General features: G+C 71.5%; 15 protein-coding genes. 7 read left to right on the forward strand and 8 right to left on the reverse strand.

Annotation, left to right across the window (positions count from 1 at the left end):
* Positions 1-7: 7 nt before the first annotated feature.
* From R3E98_09965 to R3E98_09980, 4 genes are all read left to right on the forward strand, one after another.
* On the forward strand, positions 8-298 hold the full coding sequence (locus tag R3E98_09965) for a hypothetical protein (protein ID MEZ4423726.1): 291 nt from the start codon (positions 8-10) through the stop codon (positions 296-298).
* Positions 299-391: 93 nt separating this feature from the next.
* Positions 392-2,332 (forward strand): diguanylate cyclase, encoded by a 1,941-nt coding sequence (locus tag R3E98_09970; protein MEZ4423727.1) that lies wholly within the window; start codon positions 392-394, stop codon positions 2,330-2,332.
* Positions 2,333-2,427: 95 nt separating this feature from the next.
* Positions 2,428-2,697, forward strand: coding sequence for a type II toxin-antitoxin system Phd/YefM family antitoxin (locus R3E98_09975; protein MEZ4423728.1), 270 nt, complete (start codon positions 2,428-2,430; stop codon positions 2,695-2,697).
* A complete protein-coding gene (locus R3E98_09980; GenBank protein MEZ4423729.1) occupies positions 2,694-3,086 on the forward strand; it encodes a type II toxin-antitoxin system VapC family toxin in 393 nt (130 codons plus the stop codon). The genes R3E98_09975 and R3E98_09980 overlap by 4 nt, the downstream gene beginning before the upstream one ends.
* A 36-nt stretch (positions 3,087-3,122) precedes the next feature.
* Here R3E98_09980 and R3E98_09985 read toward each other — a convergent pair whose 3' ends face one another.
* From R3E98_09985 to R3E98_10010, 6 genes are all read right to left on the reverse strand, one after another.
* Positions 3,123-4,637: an aldo/keto reductase gene (locus R3E98_09985; GenBank protein MEZ4423730.1), complete on the reverse strand. Its 1,515-nt coding sequence runs from the start codon at positions 4,635-4,637 to the stop codon at positions 3,123-3,125.
* Positions 4,638-4,713: 76 nt separating this feature from the next.
* On the reverse strand, positions 4,714-5,148 hold the full coding sequence (locus tag R3E98_09990; protein MEZ4423731.1) for a hypothetical protein: 435 nt from the start codon (positions 5,146-5,148) through the stop codon (positions 4,714-4,716).
* A 162-nt stretch (positions 5,149-5,310) separates the two neighbouring features.
* On the reverse strand, positions 5,311-6,537 hold the full coding sequence (locus R3E98_09995; GenBank protein MEZ4423732.1) for an aminotransferase class I/II-fold pyridoxal phosphate-dependent enzyme: 1,227 nt from the start codon (positions 6,535-6,537) through the stop codon (positions 5,311-5,313).
* Positions 6,538-6,586: 49 nt separating this feature from the next.
* Positions 6,587-7,537 carry an NAD-dependent epimerase/dehydratase family protein gene (locus R3E98_10000; GenBank protein ID MEZ4423733.1) on the reverse strand — a complete coding sequence of 317 codons (951 nt, stop codon included), beginning with the start codon at positions 7,535-7,537 and terminating at the stop codon, positions 6,587-6,589.
* 121 nt (positions 7,538-7,658) lie between these two features.
* Positions 7,659-8,657 (reverse strand): cytochrome-c peroxidase, encoded by a 999-nt coding sequence (locus R3E98_10005; protein MEZ4423734.1) that lies wholly within the window; start codon positions 8,655-8,657, stop codon positions 7,659-7,661.
* Between the two features lie 262 nt (positions 8,658-8,919).
* Positions 8,920-10,437, reverse strand: coding sequence for an APC family permease (locus R3E98_10010; protein MEZ4423735.1), 1,518 nt, complete (start codon positions 10,435-10,437; stop codon positions 8,920-8,922).
* 231 nt (positions 10,438-10,668) lie between these two features.
* On the opposite strand from R3E98_10010, the gene R3E98_10015 reads away from it, so the two are divergent.
* From R3E98_10015 to R3E98_10025, 3 genes are all read left to right on the forward strand, one after another.
* A complete protein-coding gene (locus R3E98_10015; GenBank protein ID MEZ4423736.1) occupies positions 10,669-12,990 on the forward strand; it encodes a DUF5916 domain-containing protein in 2,322 nt (773 codons plus the stop codon).
* Between the two features lie 180 nt (positions 12,991-13,170).
* Positions 13,171-14,781, forward strand: coding sequence for a hypothetical protein (locus tag R3E98_10020; GenBank protein ID MEZ4423737.1), 1,611 nt, complete (start codon positions 13,171-13,173; stop codon positions 14,779-14,781).
* Positions 14,782-15,095: 314 nt separating this feature from the next.
* Positions 15,096-15,683: an ECF-type sigma factor gene (locus R3E98_10025; GenBank protein ID MEZ4423738.1), complete on the forward strand. Its 588-nt coding sequence runs from the start codon at positions 15,096-15,098 to the stop codon at positions 15,681-15,683.
* A gap of 80 nt (positions 15,684-15,763) precedes the next feature.
* Here R3E98_10025 and R3E98_10030 read toward each other — a convergent pair whose 3' ends face one another.
* Both R3E98_10030 and R3E98_10035 read right to left on the reverse strand, forming a co-directional pair.
* Positions 15,764-16,360, reverse strand: a complete 597-nt coding sequence (locus R3E98_10030; protein ID MEZ4423739.1) for a 5-formyltetrahydrofolate cyclo-ligase — start codon at positions 16,358-16,360, stop codon at positions 15,764-15,766.
* The gene (locus R3E98_10035) at positions 16,360-18,453 is read right to left on the reverse strand and encodes a TonB-dependent receptor (protein MEZ4423740.1); all 2,094 of its coding nucleotides are present in this window, start codon (positions 18,451-18,453) and stop codon (positions 16,360-16,362) included. Before R3E98_10035 ends, R3E98_10030 begins: the two co-directional genes overlap by 1 nt.
* Between the last annotated feature and the right edge of the window lie 57 nt (positions 18,454-18,510).

The raw sequence follows: 18,510 nt of genomic DNA on the forward strand, positions 1-18,510 counted from the left end.
CACAGGCATGTCCAGAGCGTTCGTGAACGAGGATGCCGCGGGCGGCCCTCCACCCCGGTACGATCTGCCGGAGCGGGATGCCCCCTGGTACGACGAGGCCGCCGCCTGGGCCCTGCTGGAAGGGGCCAACCGCGGGGATTCGACCAGCGCCGAGCACGCCACCGGGTATCGGTGGGCCGAGCCCGCGTTGATCCCCCACGTCCAGGCCATCCTGGCCGATGCCGAGCGGGACGGCGAGGACCGGGTGGCCCAGCTGGCACGCCGCTTCCTGCGACAGGCCCGGGGCCCAAGCTCCTAACGCCGTCGCTGGACGGCAGATGGCACGGATTCTGCCCTTCAGACCCCCTCGGCAGGTGAGCGACCTGCCGGACCTTCAGGACCCGAGGACGGCGTGCCCCCGCAGATCTCCAGCCCGGTCGTGGTGCTCCTGGCCGGGAGCGTCTTCTACTGCGTGATGGCCTGGGTGCTCCTCCGCTACCGGCGCGCGCACGGGGCGGGGGTCACCGCCTTCGCCATGGGGGCCTGCCTGGTGTGGGTGGCCGGCGCCCTTCTGTCCGGCCTGGCCCCGACGCTCCCGCTCCAGCTCCTGTCCCTCAACGTCGCGTACCTGGGGGCCTGCTTCACACCGTTGGCGATCCTGGTGTTCGTGGCGTTCTACACCCGGTCGCGGCCCATCCCGCGGCGGCTGATCCTGCTGCTCGCGGTCCTGCCATTGGTCTCCGCCTTCCTGATCTGGACCAATCCCTGGCACGAGCTGATGTGGGCCCATCCGCCCCTGGACGCGGACGGCCGCTTCACGATCCGGGCCCAGTGGGGACCCTGGTTCAAGCTCGTGCACGCGCCGTATCACTGGACGCTGGTCATCGTGGCGACGGTCTTCCTGGGGCGGGCCGCGCTCCTGGGCTCGAAGGTGGTCGCCGACGCCGGCCCGCGCATCGGCCGCCTGCACGCCGCCGTGCTCCTGGTCGCGCTGGTCGGCACGTTCTCCATCAACGTCATCACGGTCCTGGGCACGCGCGACTACGCCGTGAGCCCCACGGCCGTGGCGATCGCGTTCTCCAGCGTCCTCTTCCTGTGGGTCTTCGCGCAGCTCGAGCTGGTCCCGTTCCGGCATGTGGCGCACCGCCGCATCCTGGCCACCATGCCCGATGCGGTGTTCGTCACCGACGAGCGCGACGTCATCCTGGATCTCAATCCCGCGGCGGCCGCGTTCGCCACGGAGGCGGGCGGTGCGGGGCCCGGCATGCGTCTGGGCGCGGTGTTGGCCGAGGAGCGCGCACTGCTGGAGGTGCTGGACCTGCCCGGGGACGTGATGGAAGAGGTCTCCACCCGCTGCGGCCGCCGCTACGAGATCCGGGTCTCCACCGTGGTCGACGCCAGTGGAAGCCGGCGGGGCCGCACGGTCATGCTGCGGGACATCACCGAGCGGCGCCGCCAGGAAGCGACGCTGCGGAGCATCGTGGATGTCTCGCCCAACGGGATCCTCCGGGCCCAGCCCGTGCGCAACCACACGGGCGAGATCCACGACTTCGTGTGCACCTTCGCCAACCCGGCGGCGGTGGCGGCGCTGGACCTGTCGCCGGAGATCGTGGAGGGCGGGCGCGCGCTGGAGCTGCTGCCGGTGGTGGGGCCGCAGGTGGTCCCGGTCCTGCGCAGCGCGCTCGAGCGGGATCAGCAACGTGTGCTCGAGCTTCCGGTGCGGGAGGACGAAGCGGACGACCCGCTGTGGTACCGGCTGTTCGTCTCGCCCGTGGGCGGGGACGTGATCATCACCTTCGTCGACATCACCGCGGAGAAGCGACGCCAGGAGGAGATGGAGGAGGTGGCGTTCCGCGACCCGCTGACGCGTCTGCTCAACCGGCGTGGGCTGGAGCAGGCCTTCGAGGACGTGCCGCTCCCTCCGCGGCGGGGTCGCGGCGGCCACGTGCTGCTCTACATGGACCTCGACCGCTTCAAACCCGTCAACGACACCTACGGGCATCCCGCGGGCGACCGTCTGCTCAAGGAGTTCGCGGCCCGATTGCGCTCCGCGACCCGGGATGGGGACCTGCTGGCCCGCATCGGGGGCGACGAGTTCGTCGTGCTGCTCCTGGACGTGGACGCCGAATCGGCCGATTCCCTGATCGAGCGCCTCACCGAGGTCACGGCCGCCCCCTACTGGCTCTCGGGCTCGGCCCTCTCCTGCCGACCCAGCATCGGCATCGCCCACCTGACAGAGCGCACCAGCACGCTCGCGGACGCGCTCGTGGCCGCCGACCGGGCCATGTACCTGGCCAAGGCGTCCGGCGGAGGACGCAAGACGGCGGCGCCGGCGCTGATGGAGACGGTGTAGGGTCGGACAGGGCAGCGGCCGCGTCGCCATGGCGCGAGGACCGCCAGAATCATATTTTACGTAAAGTATGATTCTCGGCCCGACGTCCGTCACCTGTGAACATCATTTCCATCACCCGGTTCGCCCGCAATCTCGCGGAGATCGTCAATCGCGTCGCCTACGGGGGCGAGCGCTTCACGGTGGTGCGGGGATCGAAGCCCGTGGCCGAGGTGGGCCCGCCGCCTCGGGGGCGACGGCTGGCCGAGCTGCCGGGCCTGCTGCGCGCCCTGCCCCGCCTGGCAGAGGAGGAGGCAGAGGCGCTCGGCCGGACGCTGGAGGAGGCCCGCGCGACCCTCTCGCCCCGGGGTGATCCTTGGGAGTCGTGATCGACGCGTCGGTCCTCATCGAGAGCGAGCGCGGGCGGCTGGACATCTCTGGTGTGGTGGAGCAGCGCGGGGACGAGGAGTTCTTCCTGTCGATCGTGACCGCCAGCGAGCTGCTTCACGGCGTGCACCGCGCCACGGACCGCACCCAGCGCGCTCGCCGTTCGGCGTTCGTGGAGGCCGTCCTGGCCGAGTTCCCCCTCCTGCCCATCGACATCCTCACCGCGCGCACGCACGCGTCGTTGTGGGCGGATCTCGCCGGGCAACGGCACCCCGTCGGAGCCCACGACCTCTGGATCGGCGCCACGTGCGTGGCCCGCGGCCTCTCGCTGGCAACCGTCAACGCGCGTGACTTCACGCGTATTCCGGGCCTGACCGTGGAGGTGTGGTAGGGCGATGGCTTCCGACCCCCGGCGCGAAGGGCCTGCTCAGGACCCCGCGTCGTGCGCGGCGGCCGGTCGCTGTGCGGAGGCTTCCCCCGCGTCGGGGTCCTCCTCCAGCTCGGCTTCCGCCTCGATCTCCACCCGGTAGCCGTCCCCGATCAGGCCCGCACGCACCAGCGTGTTCGCCGGCTGCACGTGTCCCAACCGCTCGCCGTGGACCCGGGAGACCGCTTCCCAGTCCTCTTCGTGGTGCACGTACACGCGCGTGCGCACCACATCCTCCAACCGCGCGCCCAGCGACTGCAGGGCGCCCTCGATCTTGTCCAGCGCGAAGTGCGCCTGCGCGCCCGCGTCCTCGCCCCCGATCAGACGCGTGCCGTGGGTGGCGGTGGTGCCGGAGATCCAGATGCGCTTCCCCTTGCGGACCGCACGGCTGAAGCCGGCCAGGTCCTCCCAGATGGTTCCGCTCAACGCGCGCGTGCGGCTGCCGGGGCCGGGTCGGCTGGGGTAGGGCGCGGGCAGCGCGTCGAGGTGGTGGCTCAGATCCCCCGAGGCCGTGAGATACGGAGGCTTGCGATACTCGTCCCCGGGCTCGCCCGGGATCGGCGTGAGCTGCGCCCGCGCCTCGTCCAGACGCGCGTGGTCGGCCTCGTCCAGGGCGAAGTCGAAGACCCGCAGGTTGTCCTCCACGTGCGTCCGCTCACCCGGGCGGGCACCCACCACCACCGCGGCCACGCCGGCCTGCTCCAGCACCCAGCGCACCGCGACGTTGGCCAGCGACACACCGTGGCGACGCGCGATCGCCGCGGCGGTCTCCAGCAATCCTTGCAGCGCGCTCCATCCCCCGGCCACGCGCAGGAAGCGTCCGTACTTCATCTGCGACCACGTGCCGGCGCGCTCCTGGTCCGGCTCCGCCGCGCCCAGCCAGCGCTCGCTCAGGAAGCCACCGGCCAGGGCTCCGTAGCAGAGCAGCCCCACGCCGTTCGCGGCGCACCAGGGCGCCAGGCGTGCACGCGGCCGGTCGTCCAGGAGCGACCAGCAGACCTGGTCGGAGACGATGGGCAGACCGCTGCTCTTCAGCACACGCAGGTGCGCGGTATCCACGTTGGTGACGCCGAGCGCACCCACCAGCCCCTCCTCCCGGAGCTCGGCCAACCAGAAGAGGTCGTCCAGCCAACGCGGGTCGGCGTAGTTCCAGGCGTGGTACTGCAGGAGATCGATGCGCTCCACGCCCAAGCGCGTGCAGGCGCGTTCCACCGCGGCGCGCGTGGCCTCGCGTGACCCTTCGCCGGGCGCCGGCACCCACTTGGTGAGCAACTGGAGGCGACCGACGTCCTCGCGCGCTCGCAGACGCCCCGCGATCACCTCGGCCGACCCGTAGTGGTCCGCCATGTCGAACGTGGTCAGGCCGGCCCGGGCGTAGGGGAGCAGGTCCGCGGCGGCCCGGTCGGGGTCGAGCGGGGGGCCGTCGCGCTCCATATCCGCAACCTGCCACAGGCCCGTGATCAGGCGCGCGACGCGAAGCCCGGGCGCCAGCGCGTGGGTAGCAACCTCGGTCACTGTCGTCTCCTGCGAGGGGGAGGCCGTCATATGGCGACGGGCCTCTCCCCGCACAAGGGACGGGTGGGGCACCCCGTCAGGGCGCCTGTTCCACCCGGACCGTCACGCGGTATTCGTCCGTGGCGATCGGATCGGTGCTCACCGGATCGGGCCGCACCTCCACCACCGTGAACCGGACGCCGTGCCACTCCGCGATGCGAGGCTCGAGCGCCGTGTTCAGCTGCACCGGGGTCGTGCTGCCTGCCCCGGTGGAGAGGCCCAAGGCCACCCGCACGTTGCCGGCCCAGACGCACGTGACATCCGTCGGGCAGCGCGAGTCCTCCAGGATGCCCGCCAGCCGGACGCGGAGCGCGCTCCCCCCGACCGGTCGCTCCTCCCCGACCGCCAGCACCAGCTCGGCGGGGCCTTCGATCCGCACGTCCGCCGCCGCCTCCACGGTCGGTTCGGTCGCGCCCGCGCACCCGCCCAGCACGCCCACCACCACCACGCACGCCACCATCCCGTATCGCACAACCCCTCCCGGGTCGGATCGTCTTCCGGGGATGCCCGGCACCCCCGCCGCCAGAGGAACGCGCCAGCCCACGCCGTCCTGACAGGGCTCCACGGCTTCCTGGAGGGCAAACGGGTGGTCCCGCCCGCCCCGTCGCCCGCCCGTCGCTGGCCGTCCTCTTCGCTACCCGGGGAACGCCCCCAGCAGATCCAGCACGTGGTCGATGTCCGCCTCGGTGTGGTCGGCGTTGACCTGCGCCCGGATCTCCTCGTCCCCCTTGGGCACCACGGGATACGCGAGGCCGGTCACCAGCACACCGTGGTCGAACAGATAGCGGGTCAGATCGCGCGTGCGCTGCGTGTCGCGGATCATGAGCGGCACCACGGGATGCTCGCCGGGGATCGTCTCGATGCCCACGCGGCCCAGACCCTCCTCGAAGCGCTTGGTCAGGGAGCGCAGGCGCTCCAACAGCGCCACGCCCTCCGGGCCATCCACGATCTCCAGCGCGCGCAACGCGGCGCGGGCCTCGCCCGGTGTGATCGGGTTCGAGTAGATGTACATGGGCGAGCTCTCCCGCAGGAAGCGGATCAAGGCCGCGCTGCCCGTCACGTAGCCGCCATTGACACCGAACGCCTTGCCCAGCGTGCCCACCAGCACGTCACAGGGTCCCGAGCCCGTGTGCTCCTCCGTGCCCCGACCCGTGCGTCCGAACGCCCCCACGCCGTGCGAGTCGTCCACCACCACCACGACGTTCTCCGGGTAGGCGTCGTCGTGGCGGCGTGCGATCTCGAGGATGCGGTCCAGGGGCGCGTGGTCCCCGCGCATGCTGAAGATGCCGTCCGTGACCACGAGCGCGCGCCTGGCCTTGCCTGCAAACCCGGCCAGCGCCTGGTCCAGGGCCTCCAGGTCGTTGTGGGCGTAGACCGCCTTGTCGAGGGGACGCGCCAGGCGCATCGCGTTGATGATGCAGTTGTGGTTGAGCGCGTCGCTGATCAACACCGTGTCCGCCGTCACCAACGGAACGATCGTGGAGACGATGCTCGCGTAGGCGGACGAGAAGATCATCGCCGCCTCGCGCCCGTGGAACCCGGCCAGGCGCGCCTCGAGCGCCACGTGGGGCGCGTACGTGCCGGAGATGAAGCGGACGGCGCCCGGCCCGGCGCCGAACTCGGCCGCGGCCGACTCCTCCGCCTCGATGACCTCCCGCCGCAGCCCGAGCCCCAGGTACGAGTTCGAGTTCATCCGCAGGAACGGGGTATCCCCCTGCCCTTCCAGGAGGAAGCGGGGACCGCGGACGCCAGAGGCCGGGAGCACGGCCCGTACGATGGCCTCGCTGCCCTTGGCGGTGCCCTGGGCCTCCAGGTCGGCGACGTGGGCGGCGAGGACGGGCGTCAGGCGGTCGGTCGGCATGGTCGGTCTTCTCGGTTGGGGGCAGTGCGAGGAGGCGGACGCCGCTGCGCTAGCGGCGCACGCCCAGCTTGGCGCTGAGCTTCTCCAACATGTCGGCGGTCATGCGCTCGACGTCGTACTCGGCGTGCCAGCCCCATTCGGCCGTGGCGGCGGAGTCGTCGATCCGGCGGGGCCAGGAATCGGCGATGGCCTGCCGCACCGGATCGACGTCGTAGTCGAGGGTGAAGCCCGGGATGTGCCGACGGATTTCCGCGGCCAACCGCTCCGGCGTGAACTGCATGGCCGTCACATTGAAGGCATTGCGATGTCGCAGCGCCGCGGGGTCGGCCTCCATGATCTCGATGGCGGCTCGGATCCCGTCCGGCATGTACATCATGTCGAGCTGGGTCTCCGGTCCCAGGAAGCAGGTGTAGCGGCCACTCTCGAGCGCGTGGTAGAAGATGTCCACCGCCCAATCGGTGGTCCCCCCACCGGGTGGAGCCACGTAGGAGATCAAGCCCGGAAACCGTACGCCGCGCGTATCGAGGCCGAAGCGTGTGTGGTAGTAGTCGCACAGCATCTCGCCGGCGACCTTGGTCACGCCGTACATGGTCACGGGCCGCTGCAGCGTGTCCTGCGGCGTGGGGTCTCGCGGCGTGCCCGGGCCGAACGCGCCGATGGACGACGGCGTGAAGACGGCGCACCCGTGCCGACGCGCCACCTCGAGGACCGCGAGCAGCGTCCCCATGTTCACGCGGTAGGCCAGCTGGGGATCCCGTTCCCCCACGGCAGAGAGGATCGCGGCCAGGTGGTAGACGGTATCCGCACCGTGCCGCATCACCGCAGCCGAGACCGCGTCCGCGTCCGCGCAATCGAGCACCTGGAAGGGACCGTCCGCCCCGTCCGTCAGCGGACGGATGTCGGTGGCCAGCACCGCCTCGCGTCCATATCGGGCGCGGAGCGCGGGCACGAGCTCCGAACCGATCTGTCCCCCGGCCCCGGTGACCAGGATACGTTTCATGGGTCCCCCTTCCGTGATCCACCCGCCCCCGTCGGGGCGGCCCGGAAGGTAGGGGCGGGGCCCCAGGGCCGCATCCCCCGGTGAGGGGCCCGGGGGCGCACCGCCCGGGCCCGCGCCACCCTCAGTGGCCGCCGCCCGCCACGGACAGATCCGGCGGCGGTGTGGAGGGGGTGCTCGGCGGAAGGATGGGAACGGTGACCTCCGGCTGGCGCCCGGTGAGCGTCCGCAGGAACGCGGTGATCCGCACCACCTCGTCATCGGTGAGCTCCGCCCCCAGCTGCGCGCTGCTCATCACGCGCACCGCGTCCTCCAGCTGCCAGACGCTCCCCGAGTGGAAGTAGGGCGGCGTGAGCTCGACGTTGCGCAGCGACGGCGCGCGGAAGACGTAGTCGTCCGCGGAGGTGTTCGTGACCTGCGCCCGTCCCCGGTCCGCTGGCGGGCGCACGCGGTCCCCGGGATCGGCCATGACGCCGAAGGGGAAGTAGGCCTGGCCTCCCACGTTGACGCCGTTGTGACAGGAGACGCAGCCCTTCGCGATGAACAGCGCCAGGCCTTCGCGCTCCTCGGAGGTCAGGGCGTCCGGATCGCCGCCCAGATAGCGATCGAAGCGCGAGTCGGGCGTGATCAGCGTGGCCTCGAACGTCTCGATGGCGCGCGCCATGTTGTCGAACGTCACGGGATCGGCCTCGTCGGGGAATGCCTCGCCGAAGCGGCGCACGTATTCCGGGATGCTCCGGAGCGTCTCCACCACGCGCGCCGGCTGGTTGTTCATCTCCACCGACGCCTGGACGGGACCTTTGGCCTGCTCCTCGAGGTCCCGCGCCCGGCCGTCCCAGAACTGGGCCACGTTGTGCACGGCGTTGAGGACCGTGGGTGCGTTGCGGGGTCCCTTCTGCCACCCGTGCCCGACGGACGTCTCCTGCAGGTCCACGCCACCCAGTCCCAGGTTGTGGCAGGTGTTGCAGCTGATCAGCCAGCTGGCCGACAGGCGCGGCTCGAAGAACAGCATCTTGCCCAGCTCGACGCGCTCGGGTGTGAGCTCGTTGTCCTCGAGCAGCGGGGGGTTCTCGTCCAGGCGTGCGAACAGACCGGGCGGAACGTCCGCCGGCAGGGCCCCCATCGACGCCGGGGAGGACGTGTCGGCCGTGACGTCGGCCGCAGGGGTGGCCGGCTGACAGCCGGACGCCAGCGACAGCACGCCGGCGAGGACGGAGAGACGGCAACGAGCGGCCATGGGATCCTCCGGGTCGGGTGGGCCCTCGGTGCCCCGAGCGCCCGGGCTTCGATCCTGCCCTCTACGCTACCGGAATGCCGACGGCCGCTCTGTCGGGTCGGAGCGGGACCCGGATGTCGGGAATCGCCCGGCGCCCGCAGCCCGGCACCTATTCCGGGGGCAGCGTGCGGAAATGCCGGCGCAGATCCACACCCCGCGCGGCCAGCGTGCGCCGTTCGCGGAGGTAGACGAGGCTGGCCGCCGCCATCACCCCGACCCAGAGCGCCGTGGAGTGGAAGTACCAGGCGTCCAGGTCGGCCCGCAGGTCGTTCGTCACGTGGACGACGAGGAAGGTGCCGAGCAGCACGATGCCGGCCACCGCCAGGGGGATCTGGAGACCGCGGCGGGGAACCACGCCGACGTCGGCCGCGAGCGGTGGGTTGGTGACGGGCAGCGTGAGCACCGAGACGCACATCAGCAGGAAGTTGACCAGCATCGAGGTGACCAGGATGTCGACACCCAGGAAGAAGTCCCCGGCCAGATGGCTGCCCAGGATGCCCACGGAAGCCATGACGCCGCTCGCGACCAGCGCCCGGTGCGGCGTGCCGAAGCGGGCGTGCACGGCGGCGATGCTGCGCGGGAAGATGCCGTCCTCCGCCCAGGCGAACATCAGGCGGGAGACGGCGAGCAGCATCGCCGGAAGGTCGTTGATGAGCGCCACGGCCGCGCCCGCCACGATCAGCACCGTCCAGCCCTCGGGCAGCAGGTAGCCGAGCAGCCCCGGTGCGGTGAGGTCGCGCTGCTGGGCCTCCGACGCGATGAACTGCCAGGGCACGGCGTGATACACGGCCGCGGTGAACAGCATGTAGAACGTCCCCACCGAGACCACCGCGATGCCGATGGCGAGCGGGAGGGTGCGGTTGGGATCCTTGGCTTCGCCGCCCGCCTGCGCGATGGAGTCGAAGCCGATGAAGCTCGAGAACAGGAGCGCGGCCGCGGCCAGGAACGGTCCGGGTCGGAGCGGTGCCGGCGGTGCGTCCGGGACCAGCCGCCCTTCGCGCGCCAGGAGCCCGGCCGCGAAGTCGGCGTGGTCGAACGCGAAGCCCGCGACGATCACCACGCTCCCGAGCACGAACATCAGGATCATGAGCGGGATGAGCGTACGCTCGTACAGGGCGATGCCACGGATGTTGACCGCCACGAACGTCCAGAGGAATCCGAGCGAGATGGATACGCGGATCCATCCCACCTCGAGCGCCGTGGCGACGCCGGCCCAGCCCACGGTGGCGGCGACGTCGCGCAGGAACGGCACCAGCACGTAGGACACGACACCGATGGCGATCGACAGCCCGAACCACTGCGAGAAGCTGGCCACGAAGCCCAGGAACGGCGTGGTGGCCCGGCTCGCGTAGATGTAGCTGCCACCCGCACGCGGCATCGCCGACGCGAGGATGGCGTAGGCCAACGCGGCCAGGACCGCCGGCACCGCCGCGAAGGCGTAGGACGACAGCACATGCGGGCCGATCCCGGGCACGCTGCGCTGGATCATGAACGGGATGACGTTGATGGCCGCCCCGAGCATCGAGCAGATGCCGGTGGCGGCCAGACCCGCCAGCCCCAGTTGTCGGCGCAGGCCGGTGCCGGACGCGGCGGTGGAGGGTGGAGCGGTCACGGCGATCTCGGACACGGGGGGATCGGCAGGAAGCGGGTACCTTGGGGAGCGAGCCGCACGGCCACAAGCGGCAGCGCGCTCGTCGGGTATGGCGGACCGTCACGACCGCCTCCGGACGCCACCGGCCCCGTGCCGCCCCGTGGGCCCGCACCACACGGTCCCGCGCCATTCCGGTCACTGGTCGCCTGCCGGCGCACGACCTAGCTTGCGGCCCGCCCTTCCCTCTCCGCCTCGGCCGCCCGGTCCATGCTCTGGTCGCTCCTCGCGCTCGCCCTCCCCTCTCCGGCGGACACGCTGACCTACAGTGGCCGCGACGGTCGCCTGACGGTGGAGCCGCCGCGGATGGAGTCGCCTTCCATCACCATCGATGGTCGCCTCGACGAGCCCGAATGGGCCGACGCCGCCGTCTTGAGCGGCTTCACGCAGTACACGCCCGTGGAGGGCATCGCCGCCGCACAGGACACCGAGGTCCGGGTGTTCTACTCGGGAGACGCCATCTATTTCGGCTTCCACGCCTACGACAGCGATCCCTCCGGCATCCTGGCCTTCCTGACCGAGCGGGATCGCTCCTCGTTCGGGAACGACTGGGTCCGCGTGATGCTGGACACCTTCGACGATCAGCGGCAGGCCTACGCGTTCTTCGTCAATCCGTACGGCATCCAGACCGACGGCCTGTGGCTGGAGAGCCTGCCGCCCGCCGGCGGCGTGCCCACCAATCCCAAGGTCGACTTCAACATCGACTACATCTGGGACTCGCAGGGCCGTCTGGTGGAGGACGGGTGGGTGGCGGAGCTACGCATCCCGTACGTGTCGCTCCGCTTTCCCGACCGTCCCGTGCACCAATGGGGACTGCAGATCGCGCGCGGCGTGACGCGCTCCGACTTCAAGTCCTCCTGGGCGCCGCTCACGCTGGACATCTCCAGCGTCCTGGCGCAGAGCGGCCGCCTCGTGGGCATCCACGACATCCACCCCAAGCGGTTGGTCCAGATCAACCCGGAGGTCACCGGCAGCATCACGGGCGCGCGGGTCGGCGGCGCCTTCGAACGCGGTGATCCCGACCCCGCGGTCGGGCTCAACGCCCGGTACGGCCTGACGCCCAACCTGGTCCTCGACGCCACCTTCAATCCCGACTTCTCCCAGGTCGAGGCGGACGTCGACCAGATCCAGACCAACGAGCGCTTCGCGCTGTTCCTGCCGGAGCGCCGGCCCTTCTTCCTGGACGGCGCCGAGATCTTCCTCACCACACAGCGGCTGGTGCACACGCGCAGCGTGGTCGATCCGATCGGCGGCGCCCGGCTGTCCGGCAAGGTGGGCAGCTTCGCCGTGGCCTGGCTGGGCGCCGTGGACGAGAGCCCTACGTCCGTGTTCGGCGGGCAGGACGACGCGCTGTTCAATCTGGTCCGGGTGCGTCGGGACGTGGGGGCCGGCTCCACGCTGGGGTTCCTCTACACGGACCGCACGCTGAACGCGGACGTCTACAATCGGGTCCTGTCGACGGACGTACGTCTCCTGTTCGGGGGTCGCTATGCGCTGCAGACGCAGCTGACCGGCAGCTGGACCGCCACCGGCGTGCCGGGCGAATCCACCGGGCTCAAGCCCATGGCCACGTTCCACGTCGACCGCAGCAGCCGCTCGAGCACGCTCCAGTTCAAGCTGGAGGACACGCACCCGGAGTTCCGCGCCCTGAGCGGCTTCATCCCCCGGGTGGGGGACACCGAGATGCAGGCCATCGCGGGGTTCACCCGGTACGGCCGGCCCGGCGCTCTGGTCGAGCGGTGGGGCAGCCAGATCCGCTACAACAGCTTCTACCGGCACGACACGTTCTGGGACGGCGGCTCCCCGTTCGAGTGGGAGGTGGAGCTCTGGCCGAGCATCGCCGTCCGGGGCGCGCGCTCGCTGACGGCCATCGTGCGCGTGGGAGGTTTCGACTTCCAACCGGGCGACTTCGCGCGCTACCAGGTGGTGGACGCCAACGGACAATCGCAGCCGTTCCCGCAGCCGCCGGCCGTCTCGCCCATCTGGGGCCTGGCCCTGCTTCCCAACATCCGCATCAACGACCGCGTGCGCCTGACCGGGCGCTCCTTCTTCCGGGAGGTGCCGCTCTACGCGGAGGGCTCGCAGGGGTGGGAGATCCAGCTGGCGCCCACCCTGGAGATCACGCCCGATCAGGCCTGGCGCGTGGATCTCAACCACACGTGGGCCCACCTGACCCGGAGCGCCGACGGGAGCGACTTCGGGACCGTCCACATCTCGCGAGCCGCGGTCCAGTACCAGTTCGGCCGCTCGGTCTTCGCCCGCGTCATCGCGCAGTACGACCTCGAGCGCCGGGAGGCGTTGCGCCATCCCGTGACCGGGCAGGCGGTGCTCGTGGACGGACAGCTCGCCGACGTGCGCTCCCGGGGGGACTTCCAGAGCCAGGTGCTGCTGTCCTGGGAGCCATCCCCCGGCACGATCTTCTTCGTGGGCTACAGCCGCGCGATGGACGGTCCGTACGGCTACGCACTCTCGCGCAAGGATCCCGTCACGGACGGCGTGTTCGTCAAGCTGTCCTGGCTGTTCCGCCTGTAGATCGGCGGTGCGGCCGGGGAACGCGCTCCGACGCCCGACAGACCCGCGACCCCCTCCAAGGGCAGGGGATGGTTGCGCCGGCCGTCGGCGGCGGCGCCCGCTCCGTTCCGTCACGTTCCGTGCATGCCGAGCCGGTCGCCGGCTCGTTCTCCATAGCGGAAGCGGATCCCGGAGGTCCCCATGTACGCAGTCATCCTCGCGCTCGCCCTGGCTTCGGCCCCGGCGCCCGCCGATACCGTCCCCCTGTTCGACGGCCTGGGCGAGCACCATCACGCGATCTCCACGGCGAGCGCAGAGGCCCAGGCCTACTTCGATCAGGGGCTCCGTCTCGTGTACGGATTCAACCACGCCGAGGCCATCCGCTCCTTCGAAGAGGCGCTGCGACGCGACGACGCGTGCGCGATGTGCTGGTGGGGGATCGCCTTCGCCGCGGGCCCCAACATCAACGCGGCCCTGGACTCCGCGGGCGGAGCGCTCGCCTGGACGGCCATCGGGGAAGCGCGCGCGCGGATGGAGGCGGCCTCGGCGAAGGAGCGCGCCTACATCAAGGCGTTGACGCGGAGATACGGCGCGAGTCCGCTCGCGGACCGAGCGGCGCGTGACTCCGCCTGGGCCGAGGCGATGGCAGGGGTGGCCGGGGCCTATCCGGACGACGACGACGCCCAGGTGCTGTACGCGGACGCGTTGATGAACCTGTCGCCCTGGGACTACTGGGAGGCGGACCTGTCGCCGCGGCCCGGCACGGAGACGCTCCTGGCCACGCTCGAGCGCGTGGTGGAGCGCTCCCGGACCCACGCGGGCGCCTGCCATCTCTACATCCACGCCGTGGAGAAGGGCGACCCCGAGCGCGCGGTGCCGTGCGCCGAACGCCTGCCCGACCTGATGCCGTCGGCGGGTCACATCGTCCACATGCCCGCGCACATCTTCATCCGTGTCGGACGCTACATCGACGCGATCGACCGCAACCATCACGCGACCCACGCGGATGAGCGCTATGTCCACGCCGAGCGGCCGCGCGGCCTGTATCCCCTCGCCTACTACCCGCACAACTACGACTTCCTGGCCTTCGCCGCCGCCATGGCCGGCCGTCGCGGCGAGGCGCTGGACGCCGCGCGCGCGGCGGCGGACATCGTCGATGCGGAGATGGCCGTGGTGCCGGAGCTGGGTGGCTTGCAGAACTACCGCGTGCTCCCGCTCCGCATGCTCACCCGCTTCGGCCGGTGGGAGGAGGTGCTGGCAGAGCCGGATATGCCGTCCGACCAGCGGTTCGCCGTGGGCTTCCAGCATTGGGCCCGAGGGCTGGCCGAGCTCAAGCTGGGACGGCCGGAGCGGGCGCGTGCAGAGCTCGCGCGCGTCCGGACCGTGCTGGCCGAGCCTGCACTCGCCCCCTTCATCCTCTGGTGGAACCCGGCCAGCGAGGTGCTCCGCCTGGGCAGCCTCGTCCTGGACGCCGAGCTGGCGCTCGCCGACGGCCGGACGGAGCACGCGGTCGGGCTGCTCGAGGAAGCGGTGGCGCTGGAGGACGGTCTGACCTACGACGAGCCCCCGGCGTGGTCGCTTCCCCCCCGTCAGGTCCTGGGGCGGGTGCTGCTGGAGTGCGGGAGGCCGGCCGACGCCGAGCGGGTGTACCGGGCCGACCTGGCGCGGCACCCGGAGAACGGGTGGAGCCTGCTCGGGCTCAGCCAGGCGCTCGCCGCCCAGGGCCGGTCCGACGAGGCCCAGGCAACCCGGCTCCGCTTCGAGCAGGCCTGGCGTACCGCGGACGTGACGGTGGAGCGCTCGGCCTACTGACGAGGCGCCACGGCTCTCGGCGGGGGGCCGATCCGCCCCTGCGGTGCCGCGGAGCCGCAGGGGCGGCCGGCTGCGCGGCCTGGCCCGGCCTGCCCCGCGGTGGCCGGCCCTGCCCCGCGGCCTGCCCGGCCCTGCCCCGCGGCCTGGCCGGCCCTGCCCCGCCCTCCCGCGCGCACCGCCAGGCCTCCATGGTAGATTGGGCCTTCGATCCGGGGGGCGAGCGTTCGGGTGTCCGGTGTCTCGGGCGGTCCGCGCTCTCCCGATCGAGAGGGCCCGTGCCCGCGGGCTCCGTGTCCCACCGCCGAGCTGAGGCCATGTCCGACGGCGAGCTCACCCAGTGGCTGGTCCGGCTCCGTTCCGGGGAGTCCGAGGTCCTGGAGCATCTGCTGCCCCGCGTCTACGACGAGCTGCGCCAGCTGGCGCGCGCCCAGCTCCGGCGCGAGGACACCGGCCACACCCTGGGGGCCACCGCGCTCGTGCACGAGGCCTACCTGCGCCTGGCGGATCGCGAGATCCTGGAGCCCCAGGACCGGCATCACTTCTTCGCCATCGCCTCCCAGGCGATGCGGCGGGTGTTGATCGACCATGCACGGACCCGCAAGCGCAAGAAGCGCGGGTCCGGCCGCGTGGCCCTCTCCCTCGAGCACGCGGGGGCGCTGCTGGCCGAGGACGGCGCCGAGGAGCTGCTGCTCCTCGACCGCGCGCTCGATCGCCTCGCGGAGGTGAACCCCCGCGCCGCACAGGTGGTGGAGCGGCGCTTCTTCGCGGGGCTGACCCTGGACGAGACGGCCACCTCCCTCGGTGTCTCGCTCAAGACCGTGCAGCGGGACTGGCTGCTGGCCCGGGCCTGGCTGCAGAACGAGATCGGCGTCGAGGACGCGGGCGAGGCTTCGCCCGCCTGAGAACGCCACGGCTCCGTGCCGGCGACCCCACGACGTCCGCCCCCGCCCTCCCCGTGAACCGGTGGTGCGTCCGGACGTCCCTACCCGCCCGGCTCCAGGCCGGCCAGCAGGCGTCGTTCCGTGACCACGCCCGCCAGGGGAACGTCGTGCGGTTCGACCGGGAGGGCCTCCACGATCTGCACGTCGTACGCGAGCGCAAACGCCGGGAACGGGCGTCCCGCCAGGAACGTGTCGAAGTATCCCGCGCCGTAGCCCAACCGGTAGGCGCGCTCGTCGAAGCCGAGCCCCACCAGCACGGCGGCGTCCAGGACGCCGTCGATCTCGTCGGGGCTCAGCGCCGGCGCCGACGCGGCCGGCTGCTCCAGTCCGAAGCGCAACGTCTCCACGGCGCAGGGCCAGCGGTGGATCGTCAGCGTGCGGGTGCCGGGCACGGCGCGCGGCACGTACACCGCGCGTCCCTCCGCGAGCCAGCGCTCGATCAGCGCATGCGTGTCGATCTCGCCCCCGAAGGAGCGACAGACGAGCAGCGACGCCGCGTCCTCCAGCGCCGGCAGCGCGGCGAGCCGCGCCTGCGCCTCGGCCGCCGCCCGCGACGCCGTGTCGGCGTCCAGCGCCGCGACCCGCTCGCGCAGGTCCCGACGCAGGCGACGCTTTGCGTCGCGGGCGGCTTCGGCCATCAGAATCCCCAACTCAGCGTGACGCGGACCTGGCGTGGCTCGGCGGGATGGAAGTGCAGGTCCTCCACACCGTCGACGGGCTCACCGGTCAACCGTGAGCCGTAGAAGTACTGGATGTCCGAGTCCTCCGCATCCAGCAGGTTGAGAAACGCCACACCCAGCCGCGCCGGTCCACGCTGCCAGCCCAGGTTGAGATTGACCAGGGAGGTGGGTCGGGCGCGCTCCGAATCGTCCTCGATGAGGGGATAGGCGCCGAAGTGACGGAGCCGGAGCGCGGCGAAGGGACCGTCGCCTCCCGGCTCCCAGGCCACGCCAGCCGCCACCACGTTTTCCAGGGCACCCGGGATACGGTCCTGTCCCTCGTCCACGTCCAGGAAGCGCGCACGGGTGAACGACACGTCCAGGTCGGCGGTCACCCGCGGGCTGAAGCGGTAGAAGTTGGCGAACGTCACGCCGACCCGCCGGCTCCCGTCGCTGGGCTCCGTCGTCCCGGCATCCCCGACGAAGAGCAACTCGCTGTCCAGCTCGATCGCCCACAGCGCGAAGGTGCTGCGCAGTCCGGTCACGGGGGTCGAGCGGAAGCCGATCTCGGCCCCGCGCGAGCGCACCAGCGGATCCACAGGGTCGATGGCTTCCTCCGTCACCGGATCGATCGTGGCCACGGTGCCGCGCGCGTCGTTGCTGTGGAAGCCGAGCCCGCCGCTCACGTAGAGCTCCGTACCGGCGAAAGGCCCGAAGGCCAGTGAGATCTTGGGGCTGACGATGCGGTCGTTGGCCGTCCCCGAGTTCTGGGGCCGGTCGCTGGTCACGTCGAAGCGGTAGTCGTCTCCGCGCACGCCGAACGTGGTGCGGAAGACCGGCGACCACTCGCTCACCAGCTCACCGAAGAGCCCGCTCCCCCACTGCGTGACCTGGTCGGAGCGCACCACCCGCACGGGCGTACGCTGCGCCGTCCGCGAGAGCGTCACGTCGGCGTCGTCGCGTCGGACCTGCAGCCCCACCGTCAGCCGGTGGTCGCGGCCCCCGAGGTCCAGCGGCTGCACGTGCGCCAGGTTCAGGCCGGTGGTCCAGCGGCCCCGGTCCCGCTGCCGGATCTGATCCCCGGTGGACGGCTCGTCCAGCAGGAAGGTGAAGTTGCTGAAGAGGTCGAGATCGTAGTGGATCGCGTAGGCATCGACCCGCTGGCTGCTCGAGCTTCCGATCCGCATCCAGGTGCCGGACAGGCTGTAGCGCGAGCTCTCGCCCCCCAACGTCGGATCGAGCTGACCGAAGCGCCCGATCTGCCCGGACTGCACGGCGCGGAGCGGGATCTGATCCGACGACTGCCAGCGATTGTGGTAGGCCAGCGCCAGCAACGACACGACACTCCCGGGGCGCTCCCGGCTCCAGCGCGCCATGCCGCTCAGCTTGCGCAGGTCCTGCGGTTTCTCCCACGGCCCGTCGTATCCCTTCACCTCGGCGCCCGCGAGCAGGGTGCCGCCTCCAGCCGCGGCCGACGCGGCGGCCACGGCGCGCGCGAAGCCGTTCTCCCCCAGACCGGCGGAGAAAAGAGGACGATCGAGCGTGCGGCGCAGCCGCAGGTGCGCACCGCCCGCGCTGCCGAAGTCGCCGATCTCGGCGTAGTAGTTCCCGAGCGAATACTCGACGTGGTCGACCAGCTCGGGGATGATGAAGTTGAGATCGGTGTAGCCCTGTCCGTGGGCATGGGTGGGGACGTTGACCGGCATCCCCTCGATGCGGGTCGAGAAGTCCGTGCCGTGATCCAGATTGAAGCCGCGCACGAACATCTGGTTGGATTTCCCATCCCCGCTGTGCTGCGTGAGGATCATCCCGGGGACCGTCTCCAGCAGCTCGGCCTCCCGGGTGAGCGGGCGGAGGCGCAGGTCGCGCAGGCCCACATAGCCCACGGATGCCGTGGACACCGTGCCGACGAGGTCGTCGATCCGGCCCTCGACGACGATGGGTTCCAGGACGTAGACCAGGGTGTCCCCGGCGCCCGCGGGACGCGGGGCCGGGCTCTGGGCCTCGAGCCCTCCAGCGACCGTGAGGACCGCGAGGGTGGCGAGACCGAACGGGCGAATCAAGGAATGCATGTGCCTCTGCTCGTTCCAGGAGTGACGTGCAGCCCGGAGCGGACCGCCCGCACGGCG

The sequence above is a fragment of the Gemmatimonadota bacterium genome, from assembly GCA_041390125.1.
In the GTDB taxonomy this organism is placed as follows: Bacteria; Gemmatimonadota; Gemmatimonadetes; order Longimicrobiales; family Gaopeijiaceae; genus JAGQIF01.

Bases quoted from the DNA above. Each gene is read 5' to 3' on its own strand.
- R3E98_09995 (MEZ4423732.1), bottom strand. From the start codon at position 6,537: ATGCCGACCGACCGCCTGACGCCCGTCCTCGCCGCCCACGTCGCCGAC.
- R3E98_10015 (MEZ4423736.1), top strand. From the start codon at position 10,669: ATGCTCTGGTCGCTCCTCGCGCTCGCCCTCCCCTCTCCGGCGGACACG.
- R3E98_10025 (MEZ4423738.1), top strand. From the start codon at position 15,096: ATGTCCGACGGCGAGCTCACCCAGTGGCTGGTCCGGCTCCGTTCCGGG.
- R3E98_10005 (MEZ4423734.1), bottom strand. From the start codon at position 8,657: ATGGGGGCCCTGCCGGCGGACGTTCCGCCCGGTCTGTTCGCACGCCTG.
- R3E98_09965 (MEZ4423726.1), top strand. From the start codon at position 8: ATGTCCAGAGCGTTCGTGAACGAGGATGCCGCGGGCGGCCCTCCACCC.
- R3E98_10020 (MEZ4423737.1), top strand. From the start codon at position 13,171: ATGTACGCAGTCATCCTCGCGCTCGCCCTGGCTTCGGCCCCGGCGCCC.
- R3E98_10035 (MEZ4423740.1), bottom strand. From the start codon at position 18,453: ATGCATTCCTTGATTCGCCCGTTCGGTCTCGCCACCCTCGCGGTCCTC.
- R3E98_10000 (MEZ4423733.1), bottom strand. From the start codon at position 7,537: ATGAAACGTATCCTGGTCACCGGGGCCGGGGGACAGATCGGTTCGGAG.
- R3E98_10030 (MEZ4423739.1), bottom strand. From the start codon at position 16,360: ATGGCCGAAGCCGCCCGCGACGCAAAGCGTCGCCTGCGTCGGGACCTG.